The organism is Arthrobacter sp. TRD_SC_6 (assembly GCF_055361185.1).
Genome location: NZ_CM143953.1, coordinates 1,911,241 through 1,923,729 on the forward strand (window position 1 = coordinate 1,911,241; position 12,489 = coordinate 1,923,729).

At 59.1% G+C, this 12,489-nt stretch carries 11 protein-coding genes; 9 read left to right on the plus strand and 2 right to left on the minus strand.

Annotated elements, in window-relative coordinates; all coding sequences use genetic code 11:
- The first annotated feature begins 119 nt into the window (after nt 1-119).
- The 3 genes from ACWA1U_RS09230 (at nt 120) to ACWA1U_RS09240 (ending at nt 3,708) form a co-directional block, all read left to right on the plus strand.
- Entirely contained in the window at nt 120-1,409 is a 1,290-nt protein-coding gene (locus tag ACWA1U_RS09230; protein ID WP_463721909.1) for a nucleotide sugar dehydrogenase, read from the plus strand.
- Nucleotides 1,410-1,612: 203 nt separating this feature from the next.
- On the plus strand, nt 1,613-2,704 hold the full coding sequence (locus tag ACWA1U_RS09235; RefSeq protein ID WP_463721910.1) for a DegT/DnrJ/EryC1/StrS family aminotransferase: 1,092 nt from the start codon (nt 1,613-1,615) through the stop codon (nt 2,702-2,704).
- Entirely contained in the window at nt 2,704-3,708 is a 1,005-nt protein-coding gene (locus ACWA1U_RS09240; protein ID WP_463721911.1) for a Gfo/Idh/MocA family oxidoreductase, read from the plus strand. The genes ACWA1U_RS09235 and ACWA1U_RS09240 overlap by 1 nt, the downstream gene beginning before the upstream one ends.
- A gap of 37 nt (nt 3,709-3,745) precedes the next feature.
- On the opposite strand, the gene wecB is transcribed toward ACWA1U_RS09240, so the two are convergent.
- On the minus strand, nt 3,746-4,810 hold the full coding sequence (wecB, locus tag ACWA1U_RS09245; RefSeq protein WP_463721912.1) for a non-hydrolyzing UDP-N-acetylglucosamine 2-epimerase: 1,065 nt from the start codon (nt 4,808-4,810) through the stop codon (nt 3,746-3,748).
- 238 nt (nt 4,811-5,048) lie between these two features.
- Between wecB and ACWA1U_RS09250 the strand changes: the two genes are divergently transcribed.
- Entirely contained in the window at nt 5,049-5,636 is a 588-nt protein-coding gene (locus ACWA1U_RS09250; protein ID WP_463721913.1) for a hypothetical protein, read from the plus strand.
- A 644-nt stretch (nt 5,637-6,280) separates the two neighbouring features.
- Here the strand turns inward: ACWA1U_RS09250 and ACWA1U_RS09255 are convergent.
- Nucleotides 6,281-6,514 (minus strand): hypothetical protein, encoded by a 234-nt coding sequence (locus tag ACWA1U_RS09255; protein ID WP_463721914.1) that lies wholly within the window; start codon nt 6,512-6,514, stop codon nt 6,281-6,283.
- Nucleotides 6,515-6,622: 108 nt separating this feature from the next.
- Between ACWA1U_RS09255 and ACWA1U_RS09260 the strand changes: the two genes are divergently transcribed.
- From ACWA1U_RS09260 to ACWA1U_RS09280, 5 genes are all read left to right on the plus strand, one after another.
- Nucleotides 6,623-7,678: an LCP family protein gene (locus ACWA1U_RS09260; RefSeq protein WP_463721915.1), complete on the plus strand. Its 1,056-nt coding sequence runs from the start codon at nt 6,623-6,625 to the stop codon at nt 7,676-7,678.
- A gap of 324 nt (nt 7,679-8,002) precedes the next feature.
- Entirely contained in the window at nt 8,003-8,386 is a 384-nt protein-coding gene (locus ACWA1U_RS09265; protein ID WP_463721916.1) for a hypothetical protein, read from the plus strand.
- 156 nt (nt 8,387-8,542) lie between these two features.
- Entirely contained in the window at nt 8,543-9,733 is a 1,191-nt protein-coding gene (locus ACWA1U_RS09270; protein ID WP_463724997.1) for a glycosyltransferase family 4 protein, read from the plus strand.
- A complete protein-coding gene (locus ACWA1U_RS09275) occupies nt 9,730-11,460 on the plus strand; it encodes a glycosyltransferase (RefSeq protein ID WP_463721917.1) in 1,731 nt (576 codons plus the stop codon). The genes ACWA1U_RS09270 and ACWA1U_RS09275 overlap by 4 nt, the downstream gene beginning before the upstream one ends.
- Nucleotides 11,457-12,350 carry an ABC transporter permease gene (locus tag ACWA1U_RS09280; protein WP_463721918.1) on the plus strand — a complete coding sequence of 298 codons (894 nt, stop codon included), beginning with the start codon at nt 11,457-11,459 and terminating at the stop codon, nt 12,348-12,350. The genes ACWA1U_RS09275 and ACWA1U_RS09280 overlap by 4 nt, the downstream gene beginning before the upstream one ends.
- Nucleotides 12,351-12,489: the final 139 nt, after the last annotated feature.

A 12,489-nucleotide genomic window follows, 5' to 3' on the forward strand; every position in this document is an offset into this window, starting at 1 on the left:
TGGCGCGGTCGTGTGTTCTCCTCACCGTCACCAGCTCGGATGGTATCGAAGTACGGGATAGTCTTGTGCACTGAACCGCCGGATTGAGCACAAGCCATACAGAAAAGATCTTCTTCGTCGTGAAAATTGCTGTTATCGCCCTTGGGAAGATCGGTCTGCCGCTTGCAGTCCAGTTCGCGTCGAAGGGTCACGAGGTGGTGGGCGTTGACGTCGACGCGCGGGTCGTTGAGTCCATCAATGACGCAGAGGAGCCCTTCCCCGGTGAAGCGCACCTCCAGGAGAAGCTCTCCCAATTTGTGCGGGAGGGCAAGCTTCGGGCGACAACCGATTACGGGCAGGCCGTACCCAATGCTGACGCCGTGGTCCTGGTAGTGCCGCTCTTTGTGGATGCCGACGCGAAGCCTGACTTTGGATGGATGGATGGTGCCACAGCGGAACTGGCCAAGCACGTCACGCCTGGGACGCTTGTCTCCTACGAAACCACGCTTCCTGTTGGCACCACGCGCAGCCGCTGGAAGCCGATGCTGGAGAAAGGATCCGGGCTTGTCGAGGGCAAGGATTTTCACCTGGTGTTCTCGCCCGAACGTGTATTGACCGGACGGGTCTTCGAAGATCTGCGCAAGTACCCCAAGCTGGTTGGTGGGCTATCCGACGATGGCGCAAAGGCAGCGGTTCAGTTTTATGAAGCGGTCCTGGACTTTGATGACCGTCCCGATCTAGGCCGCGGTAATGGAGTGTGGGACCTCGGATCGGCAGAGGCGGCTGAGCTTGCCAAGCTTGCCGAGACAACCTACCGCGATGTGAACATTGGTCTCGCCAACCAGTTCGCCCGCTTTGCCGCGACTGCAGGCATTGATATCTATCAGGTGATCGAGGCTTCGAACTCGCAGCCGTACAGCCACATCCACCAGCCGGGCATTGCCGTCGGCGGCCACTGCATCCCGGTCTACCCCCGTCTCTATCTTTGGAACGACCCCTCTGCGACGATTGTGCGGGCAGCCCGTGAAGTGAACGCCGAGATGCCGGAGTATACGGTCGGGCTGCTAGAAGGCGCCCATGGCCACCTTGATGGCGCAACCGTGGCCGTGCTTGGTGCCGCCTATCGAGGTGAGGTTAAGGAGACGGCGTTCTCCGGCGTCTTCGCAACCGTTGATGCACTGAAGCGCCGCGGCGCAAGGGTGGTCGTACACGACCCCTTGTATACCGATGAGGAGCTCAGCTCGCTGGGGCTAGACGCTTTTCACCTCGGTGAACCGGTCGATGCGGCCGTGGTGCAGGCGAACCACGCACGGTATGCGGAGCTGTCACCCTCTGACTTGCCAGGGGTAAAAACCTTCATCGACGGCCGGCGGGTAAGCACAGCTGACCAGTGGGTCGGCGTCAACTACCGGGTCATCGGCAAGGCCTGACTCGCAATGGGAGGGAGCGAGATGAACTACATCGCTAATGACGAAGATGTCTCCGACCAGGAGGAATCGACCGAGGGCACTATGGAGTTCCGCCTCGCGCACGCGCGTGGACACAAGGGGGAGGTCCTGTTGGGAGTTTGTCCTGAAACCAGCGAGAAATATAGTGAATCAGATAGAACTTTGGCGCCAGTGGGGGAACAGAAGTGAGCACAGGATTCATTCCGGCAGCGAAGCCCATCGTAGGAGATGAGGAGCGTGCCGCCGTCGATGCGGTGCTCCTCTCCGGCATGCTGGCGCAGGGGACGGAGGTGAAAGTATTCGAGGATGAATTTTCGCACGTGCTGCTCGATGGCCGTGCATCGGTTGCCGTGAACTCGGGGACCTCCGGACTGCACCTTGGCCTGCTCGCTGCCGGTATCGGTCCGGGTGACGAAGTAATCGTTCCGTCGTTCACATTCGCTGCAACAGCGAACTCTGTGTCTCTCACGGGTGCCACGCCGGTGTTCGCCGACATCGAACTCAACCACTACTGTCTGGACATCACGCACGTTGAGTCGTTGATCTCTGAGAAAACCAAAGGGATCATGCCGGTGCACCTGTACGGGCACCCGGCGAACGTTGTCGAATTCCGGGAACTTGCTGACGCCCGAGGGATCAAACTGTTTGAGGACGCGGCGCAAGCGCACGGCGCGGGGATCGACGGACGAAAAGTCGGCACCTTCGGTGATTTCGCCATGTTCTCGCTGTATCCCACGAAGAACATGACCTCAGGCGAGGGAGGTATGGTGTCCACTGGTGACGCCACGGTCGAGCGGAACCTTCGCCTGCTGCGGAACCAGGGGATGGAGCGCCAGTATGAGAACGAACTCGTGGGGTTCAATGCGCGCATGACCAATCTTCACGCTGCGATCGGGCGCGTCCAGTTGACCAAGGTGCTCGGGTGGACTGCACAGCGTCGGTCAAACGCCAAGTTCCTGAACGACAACCTTGAAGGGGTCGGAACGCCGGCGGTGGCCGAGGGCGCTGAGCACGTGTACCACCAGTACACCGTGCGTATTTCGGGAGATCGGGACGGCTTCGCAGCGGCCCTGAAGGATGAGTACAACATCGGCAGCGGCGTCTACTACCCGATTCCGAATCACTGCCTACCGTCCTTCAACCGCACCGAGGACCTGCCCAACACGGAGATCGCGGCACGTGAGGTGCTCTCGCTGCCGGTGCATCCTTCACTCGATGAAGAGGACCTGGACCGGATTGTGACGGCCGTGAACAAACTCGCCGGAGCAGGCGCCTGATGGGGAACTTGCGGGTTGGGCTCGTCGGTTTAGGAATGATGGGCCGCCATCATGCCCGAGTTATTCGTGAGCTCGACGGCGTCGAGTTGGCGGCGGTGGCAGATGCCTACGGTGACCCGCACGGAGTGGCTGCTGACTTGCCACTGTGCGGATCCGTAGACGAGCTGATTTCCCAGGGAATTAACATGGCCGTGTGCGCAGTACCTACCAGTTTGCATGAGGAAGTCGGACTCGCTCTTGCGGCGGCCGGAGTTCACACAATGGTTGAGAAGCCGATTGCGTCCACCATTGCAGGCGGCGAGAAACTGGCTGATGTTTTTGAAAATGCAGGCTTGGTTGGGGCCGTAGGACACATCGAACGATTCAATCCGGCGCTGCAGTCCTTGCGTTTGCGCATCGAGAACGGTGACTTGGGCGATGTGTATCAGGTGGCAACGCGTCGCCAGGGACCCTTCCCTTCACGCATCGACGACGTCGGTGTGGTGAAGGATCTCGGCACGCATGACATCGACCTCACCGCGTGGCTCGCGCAGTCTCCCTACAAGTCGGTCTCCGCGCGCACTAGCGCACGATCAGGGCGTCCCCATGAGGATATGGTGACGGCGTCTTGCCAGTTGGAGAATGGAGTCATCACGTCCCACCTGGTGAACTGGTTGTCGCCGATGAAAGAGCGGCTTACCGTGGTGACCGGGGAAAAGGGCGCCTTTGCCGCCGATACGCTCACGGCCGATCTAACCTTCTACGAGAACGGCACGGTCAGCACGGAATGGGAAGCTGTTTCGAACTTCCGGGGCGTCATCGAAGGCAACATCACTAGGCTTGCGATTACCAAGCGTGAGCCGCTGAAGGCGGAGCTTGAGGCGTTCAGGGACGCCGTGCGCGGAGATGGCAACGGAATCGTTACCATGCGTGAGGGTCTGAACACCCTGCGAGTGGCTGAAGCGATGATTGAGTCTGCCCGAACCGGGCAGACGGTGAATCTTACCGCGCTAACCGTCATCTAATACTCGCCATCAGACTCCACTACGCAGGAGTCGGCTGCTAGAAACTATCCCTATCGTTGAGAAGAACCGCGACCACCCGTTCGGCGGCTTGTCCTGATCCGTAGGGCGCGGCGTCGGTTGCCGCGGGTTTCGGGCGCTGGACGGCAGCGGCTAGCTGCCTCACATCATCGACCAGTGTGTTCCATCCAAGCTCGACCGTTTCCACCCATTCAGTCTCCGGCCTTACCGTCGTGCAGGGAACGCGCAAAAGAAATGCTTCCTTTTGTAAACCGCCGGAGTCAGTAACAACCCCTGCGGAATTCTGGACGGTATTGATGAGCTGTGAATAGGCACACGGTTCGATCGATCGAAGGGAACCCAGATCTAGTGCGATTTTGTGTTCCTCCGCGAGCGAGCGAAGGCGAGGGTGAGCCAGAAGAAGAACTGGCTTATCCAGCCTTGAAAGCTGCTTCACTATGGCCGAGAGGCGATCTGCATCGTCCGTGTTGTCGGGACGATGAATGGTACTTACGTAATAGTCGCCGGGTGTGTATCCATGAGGGAGGGGTTCCTGCTTTTCCCTCACCGTATCCCGTGTCATATACAGCACGTCCGTCATCACATCTCCAACGAGCACGCTTCGGTTCGCCAGCCCTTCCGTTGCAAGATGATTCATCGCGACTTCGGTAGGTGCAAGAAGAAGGTCTGCTGCATGATCAGTGAGAACACGATTGTGCTCTTCCGGCATCCGTCGATTGAATGACCGCAAACCGGCCTCGAGATGTGCCACCGGAATATGCATTTTCACTGCAGCAACGGCCGCTGCGAGAGTTGAGTTCGTGTCTCCATACACGAGCACCCAGTCGGGCTTCGACTGCTCTAGTACATCCTCGAGCCCTGCCAGCATGGCACCGGTTTGCCTACCGTGGGTGCCGGATCCGACAGCAAGATTGAAGTTGGGTTGCGGGATGTGTAAGTCGTTGAAAAAGACACCCGACATCATCTCGTCGTAATGCTGCCCGGTGTGGGCGATAACATGTTCAGCCTTGCCTTGCAGGGCTGCGGCGATGGGGGCAAGTTTCACGAACTGCGGGCGCGCGCCGACAACGCTGAGAATGCGCATGGGCTCACCTTACCGTGTGGTGTGTGACCCTCCGAGACGCAGCCGTGCACCATGCCACAATGATGTTGTTATCTCGTATTGCTATAGCTGCGATCGCGCCTTACCGGCTGCGGTTTGCCAGGGATCATGCAACGGCGGAGGAGGAGAAATTAGACGTAGGGCTATGCGCTCAGAATCAGGGGAAAATCGAAAGGGGAACTGGCAGCGGGTAAGCATATTAGCACTCAGTGTGATCACTGTGTCTGCTCTTGCACTAGTCGGTCTATTAATCCCGAATCACTTCGAGCGGTCCACTCCCACAGAATTGCCGTCGATCGACAACGCGCGGCCCGAGTTTGTGGACGTGACAACCGGTATGGAGAATGAGGTGCCGTTTGAGCGCGTGAATGGATCGCTGCATTACAACAGCGGTAGCGCGAGTGAGAAGGTCGCAGAGCTACCTGTCCCGGTGACCGCCGACGCTACGCACAAGCGGGTCATCTTCTCTTTAGCCGTCCCGGACCTCTCATCGGGGGATGTTCTGCAAGTGATGTCGGAATTCCAGGTCACGAACAACCTAGGATTCAACGTGATGTGCATGACCCAAATAATCCTGGCTGACGGGGAGACGGGTGTTTCGGGTACGGAAATCACCGAAGCCAACGGGCGAAACGTTACTCCGGCAGCGCATCACGATAATTTTCCAAAAGTCGGCAGCCTGACTGTCACCACAAAGGGTACAAAATACGTCAACGTCGTAGCCTGGTGTGCCGCGTCGAAAGCCACCACAGATTCCACCATTACGGTTGATTCCGACTATGGGCGGCTCTCCATCCTTCGGTACTAACACTTACGAGGAGAGCGCCACCCACTTTGATGTGGAGGGAGCGGCTTGGCTCGTGGAGCAACTGAAGCAGCGCTGGCGTCGCACCGAGGGCGGGCTGCTGCTTGTTACCCAAGACTGTTTCTGGATGAATTTACCCGCACCTAGGGGGTCTGACGGCATCGTTGAGGGTTCGAGAGCGGAATGCCGCCTGCGTCTTGGCGCGGGCAGAGCGCGACCGGGGCCGCCGGCGTCGAGGGCGAGCGGCAGTAGCTCGGAAGAAGGAGCTCGCCGGGCAGCGCCGGGACGCCCTAGCCGTACCTCCACACCGAGGCTCCGCATCCAGGCCACCAACGCGTTCATTGGCAATGTTCCGGCGCCGCGCGATTCTGTCTCGCTCAATAAGCAGGCACGCTCGGCTGGGCAAGTACCTCCTCGCCTCGAGAACGTGCAGCTGGAGCTGGGCAACAAGATCCGATCAAGGGAAGCATTTTTCTATTGGCACCATGGCCGACCGCGACGGAAAGCTCAGGGTAGTGCAAGCTGTGCAGGAGTCTGCCGAGGAGCAATGGCCGGCAGCGGCAGAGATGGTCGGGGAATAGTTGGTGCTACGAGCTACGGGACACCTTATGCTCAGTTCGGAGATCTGACCCGCTGCATGAGGGTGATCACCGCCGGCGGCGCTTTTTACGGTTGCGACGTACTTGCTTCCAGTCGAGGGACGAGAGGCCGACATAGAGGGCCACTGCGCCTCCGACGATCAGGACGTACATGGCGATTACGGCGACCACCCCGTCGATTCCTGACTCATCGGTATAGAAGCCATAGAGGCGTGCCGCGAGGACAAACGCTCCGAATGCGGAAATTAGCGCGATTCTCGCTCGGCGCGGCTGAGCTTTCATAGACCGACTCTATCCAGCAGTACCAGGGCAGAGAGCAGATTCAGGATCTTCGCAGGCGCACCCGGTACCATGAGGGGTCAGTCTTTGAGAAGCAGGGGAGCCTTTCGCTTGAGCACGCAGAACTACTACGACGACGCCCCGTCGCGTTCCGTCAAGAGGAAACACCCCGTCCGGAACGTCGTTCTGGTGCTGCTCGTGATCGCAGTGATCGCGGCAGGGGTTGTTGCGGTCTATACGCTCAGCCTCGCCAATTCGTTCAACACCAAGACGACCACAATCGAGTCAGCGTTTCCGGAGGAAGCAACTCGGCCAACCCGAGCCGCGGCTGCTGAAGGGGCAATGAATGTCCTGCTGATGGGCAGCGACGCTCGCGCCACCGATACCGGCGCTGATGCCGCGTCCACAAGTGCAGACGGATCGCGGTCCGACACGATGATGCTGATGCACATTCCCAAGGACCGGGAGAACATCTACGTCATGTCGATCATGCGCGATACCTGGACCGACATCCCGGGCCATGGTGAGCACAAAGTCAACGCAGCGATGGCCCTGGGTGGGGTTCCCCTTGTTGTCCAGACTGTGGAAAGCATGTTCGACGCACCAATCGATCATGTGATGATCGTCGACTTTGAAGGATTCGAGGGCCTCACAGATGCCTTGGGGGGAGTTACCGTGAACAACCCCAACGCGTTCCAGTCGCGCGGATCGCAGGGCGAGTTCTTTGAGCAGGGCAACATCACCCTGGACGGTGAATCTGCCCTGAAGTTTGTACGGGAGCGGTACGCCTTCAATGACGGCGACTATCAGCGTGTTCGGAACCAGCAGCTGTTCATCAAGGGCGTGATGTCCGAGTTTTTGAGTGCTGGCACGCTGTCCGATCCGGGAAAGATCAGCAACATCGTCAATGAGATTTCGCCCTATCTCAGCGTCGATGAGGAGTTTGATGCCGGAACGGTTGCCGGGTTGGCCCTGAGTATGCGAAACATTCGGCCTACCGACGTGGAATTCTTCACACTGCCTAATCTGGGGACCGGGACGTCAGCGGATGGACAGTCGATCATTTTGAAAGATGATGCCGCTATTGCCGAGATAGCCGATGCGCTCGACGAAGGGTCACTGGGGCAGTACCTCGAATCTACAGACCTTGCAGAAGCCGGAGCTTGAGGCGACGCGATGAGAAAGCTCAGAGCGGCGGCCGTTTGTGGGATTCTGCTACTGGCAGGATCACCAGCGTCAGCGGTGGCACAGGAGAGGGAACACATCATCACGCTGCCCGTGACCGTCCCCTCACAGCAACCGTCCCCAGGGACCACCACTGATCCAGCACCTCCGCCTCCGCCATCGCAGGAACCGGTACCGCCTCCAGCCCCTGCTCCAGACCCAGCCCCTGCGCCCCCAGCAGAACCATCGGCGCCGCAGCCCGCGCAGCAGCAGCCTGCCGTTGACCCCGCCACGGGTTTCGCGATCGACCCCGCAACCGGATATTTGATGGAACCGCAGACCGGCCTCCTGATCGAACCCGGCACAGGCAATCTGATCGACCCGGTAACGTACCTATATACGAACTTTCGCTTGGACTTTGCGACCGGGGAAGTCCTCGAGATCGAACCGACGGTGGATGCGCCGACCGCGGAACCGTCGTCGGAAGAGCCGGTGCCGTCGCCGACAGCGACAGCGACGGCCCCTTCCGAAGAGCCGTCTCCAACCCCAAGCGAGACCCCGAGCCCCACGGCGGTCGACGCAGAGGTGACAGCAAGTGGCGATGAGGTCCCGATCGGAGAACACCCGGTCACACGGGCACTGGTCATCGCCGTGCTGATAGGCCTCGGCGTGATTTACTATGCCAAGCTCCGAGGCGGTGGTCGCGCCTGACCGGCGTGGGCCCTCGGTGTAACGATTGGGTAGAAGATTGGTCCCGTGAGGCGCACTTTCCTTGCGTCGGGGTGGCAATCGTTAGACTGACAGTGACTTGAACGAATTGGATGCTGTCTCGGACATCGGGGAATGAGGGGGTAGGTCTTGCGTGTTTTGCTGCTGACGCACTCATACGCTCCAGAACACAGCCCCCCGCAGCGACGGTGGACGCAATTTATCCGTACCTTTCGAGCGGCAGGTTGGGCTGTCGACGTCGTTGCTCCTGTAGCCCATGCCCCCCACGGACGACGGACGCTGCCGAAGCGGGTGGCGGGGCGGCCCTTCTGCACAGATAGGGGCGAATATGGTGAAAATATTCGTCGCGTTCCTTACATTTGGCACCAGACCACCCGCCTCGGAAGGCTAACTAACCACCTTTTCACGGCCGGGTTGAGCATTCCGGCCGCAGCGCTGAATCCAAAGCCCGACGTCGTGATCGTGACGGTGCCTAGCCTGCCCATCCTCGGTGCTGGCTACGTTGTCTCCCGTATGCTGAGTCGGCCGCTGGTTGTGGATATGCGGGACGCCTGGCCGGATATAGCTCGGGATGCCCGCCTGATCAAAGGCAGTGCCAAGAGCCTCGTAGAGCGAGTAATCATCGCGATCCAGGACCGCGCGGATCTGGTGGTTACCGTGACCCACGGCTTCGCCCGGACATTGCGTGCGCGTGGATTGAAGAACGTAGCGACCGTTAGTAACGGCGTGGAACTTGACCGGCTGGAGAAGTTGGAGCCGGTCCCGCTCACGAAGAAGCGTCTGGACGTACTGTACTTGGGTAATCACGGCGAGAGTCAGCACCTCGAGATACCTATCCGGGCTGCAGCGCTAGTAGGGGACCGGATGCGGCTCACAATGGTGGGTCATGGCGTCAGGCGAAATGAGCTTAGGGCACTGGCTGTGGCACTTGGCGCTCCAGTCGAGTTTCACGACCCTGCGTACGGACCCGAGGTGATGGATTACTACCGCCGAGCTGATAGCTGCATCGTGGCGCTACGGGACGATTGGAAATCATTCGAAACGACGGTGCCCTCCAAAACCTATGAGGTACTTTCGATCGGACGGCATGTGACGGGGATGGTGCGCGGCGAGGCAAGGAAGATTCTTGAGGACGCCGAAGCCGGCCACGTGGTACCTGCTGACCCGAACGCGTTGGCACGGCTGTGGCAGTGCCTTGCCGATGATCGGGTACAACTGCACGTCAACGGGAGCGGGCGCCTATGGGTGCAGCACAATGCTGATGTTTACAAGCTGGGCCAGGCCTACATAGATTTACTCGCTGAGGTTGCAGGCGGCCCGCACAGGTGAGCCTCCTTAGCAACGTTCACCTTGTTGTTGCAACGGCGGCTCAGCACCTGGGCGATGATCCAGTTCTTCTCACGTTGCAGGTCTCACGCCGCCTGCCTGTTCGTATGGTGCGACGCGTGGGGCACGTGATGCGTCTCCTTCCAGGCGCTGTTCCCCGAGCGATGGGTGCTCATCTGCTCGGGATGAGTGAAGACCGCAATCGCGTCATCGATAGGGCTTTGGCTTCGAGAATGTCGGAAACCACGGCGGCATGGCTGGCAGATATTGCTTTAGCTGCGGACGAGCCGCTCCGGTCCGATTGCCTGCTTGCGAAAGCAGGGCTGGCCACTGAAGTACGCGCCCGACGCCGCTGGTATGACGGTGATATGACCGGTGCAGTCGCCGAGCTTACCTCCTCAGGCCTTCACCGCAAGGCAAGACGTCTCCAGAGTGAGTTGCGGGTCTTTCAGGGATGGGAACCAAAGCTGGAGGTAGCTCCTGGTTATCAGCCCAGGGCTAAGACAGTTTTACATGTCCTTACCAACTCGCTGCCGTACACAGGAAGCGGGTACGCCCAACGCTCTCACTCGATATTGAAAGCGCAGGCTGAGCTCGGGTGGTCGGTTCACGCCGCGACGCGCTTAGGGTATCCGGTCCAGATTGGAAAAGTTCTCGCCAAAGACCAGGACGTGCTCGACGGTGTTACCTATTACCGCTTTTTGCCTGGGAAAATGCCAGCGGGATTTGACGAGCGACTACAAGCTCAAGCGGAGAGAGTCCTCAAACTCGCGTTGGAACTTCGCCCGACGGTCCTGCACACCACAACGCACTTCGTGAATGGGCTGGTGACGCGTGCAGTAGCGGACGCGCTTGGTATCCCTTGGGTCTACGAGGTGCGCGGCCAGCTCGCTGACACCTGGGCCTCAACGCGTAGCGATGTGGCGAGATCCAGCGAACGCTATAAACTCTTCACTGAATGCGAGGCCACTGTGACCCGCAGTGCGGCCCTTGTAGTTACGTTGGGTGAGTCCATGAAGCAGCGGATTCTAGAAACGGGCGGCACTGATCGTCAAATCCTAATTTTTCCGAATGCTGTTGGGGAGGATTTCCTGAAGGAACCGATGGATGCCTCGGCGGCCCGTGAACTCCTTGGGCTCCGACGAGAAGGAGTATTCGTAGGGTCGGTCAGTAGTTTGGTGGATTACGAAGGATTGGACCTCCTCATTCGCGCTATCGCACTCTTGGCTACCACGCGCCCCCGCCTGCACTGTTTGATCGTGGGTGATGGCGCCGCTGCACCCGGATTGAGACAGCTGGCTCGAGAGCTAGGAGTCGAATCCCGCGTCACCTTCGCAGGACGAGTACCGCGCGAACAGGCCCACCTCTATCACCAGGCGCTGGACGTATTTGTGGTGCCGAGGATCGATCTGGACGTAACTCGAACCGTAACCCCTTTGAAACCCGTTGAGGCGATGGCCACGGCTCGCCCCGTCGTCGCTAGCGACCTTCCCGCTCTACGCGAGATAATTGAGGACTCGGTGTCAGGAAGACTCATAAACGCGGGGGACGTTCATGCACTGGCTGAAGGGCTCCTGGCTCTGACCGAAAACGACGGTGCGTGTCTGACTCCCGCAGCGGTTGCCATCGGCAAGGTGGCGCGGCAAAGGGTGCTTACAGAGCGCACTTGGACCCGTCATTCCCGCACTATTGTCGACGCGTACGGCCACCTGGGCAGGACTAGCAGATGACGAAAAGTGTTCCACTCGAGTCGTTGCCCGACCCATCAGGCATACGTTCCTTGCCTATCGATACGCAGGCCCTAATTCGGGTAGGGGCTCGGCCTGCATTCATTGACTATTTGATCGAGTTGTGGGAGCGCCGCCAATTCATTGGGTATGACGCGAAGACGAAGGTACAGGCCGGCAGCCGCAAGGATCGGCTTGGCAGCGTTTGGTTGATACTGAATCCAGTACTGAATGGACTGACATACTTCCTTATATTTGGTTTGCTCCTCCAAACCAGCAGGGGCATCGAAAACTTCATAGGATACTTGGTCATCGGTGTCTTCCTGTACCAGATTTCGGCTCGTTCAATCTCGCAGGGAGCGCGATCGCTACAAACAAGTCGATCAGTAATGAGGGCGTTTTCCTTCCCTCGCGCCACTCTTCCCATCGCTGCGAACGTTCGGGAGATTCTTGCTGCCGTTCCGGTAGTAATCACGATGCTGATCATCATCCTTCTTCTGCCCCCCACGGAAGAGATCACTTGGCTCTGGGTGCTGCTGCTGCCAGTGCTCGGATTACAGATGTTGATGAATCTCGGCTTGAGCCTCATCCTGGCGCGAGTTGTTTCCCGAGTGAACGACGTCGCCCACCTGCTTTCTTTCGGTCTTCGACTCTGGATGTATGGCTCGGCTGTATTCTTCTCGTACGACAGATTTATCGGGAATGACGCGCTGCTTATTGTGGTCGAGCTTAATCCCCTGTTCAACGTGCTTGATATTGCGAGGAACTGCCTGCTTTATGCCCAGGTGCCCTCCTGGCAGTCTTGGGCGATCCTCGCAGCGTGGGCTCTCGGACTCTTGGCCGTCGGCGTTACGTATTTTTGGCAAGCGGAGGAATCCTATGGTGCAGAATGACCGGGCCTCGAATTCCGTGCACGCAAGACCGACGGTTGTTATCGATCGCGTGAGCATGAAGTATCAGGTCGCTTCGACCCATGTGAAGGGCGGGCCGTTGAAACGGCGAGCACCGAGGCTACGGTACAGGAGTGCAACT

Excerpts from the sequence above, each read along its gene's own strand:
- ACWA1U_RS09240 (WP_463721911.1), top strand. The coding sequence starts at position 2,704 with ATGGGGAACTTGCGGGTTGGGCTCGTCGGTTTAGGAATGATGGGCCGC.
- wecB (WP_463721912.1), bottom strand. The coding sequence starts at position 4,810 with ATGCGCATTCTCAGCGTTGTCGGCGCGCGCCCGCAGTTCGTGAAACTT.
- ACWA1U_RS09255 (WP_463721914.1), bottom strand. The coding sequence starts at position 6,514 with ATGAAAGCTCAGCCGCGCCGAGCGAGAATCGCGCTAATTTCCGCATTC.
- ACWA1U_RS09265 (WP_463721916.1), top strand. The coding sequence starts at position 8,003 with ATGGAACCGCAGACCGGCCTCCTGATCGAACCCGGCACAGGCAATCTG.
- ACWA1U_RS09280 (WP_463721918.1), top strand. The coding sequence starts at position 11,457 with ATGACGAAAAGTGTTCCACTCGAGTCGTTGCCCGACCCATCAGGCATA.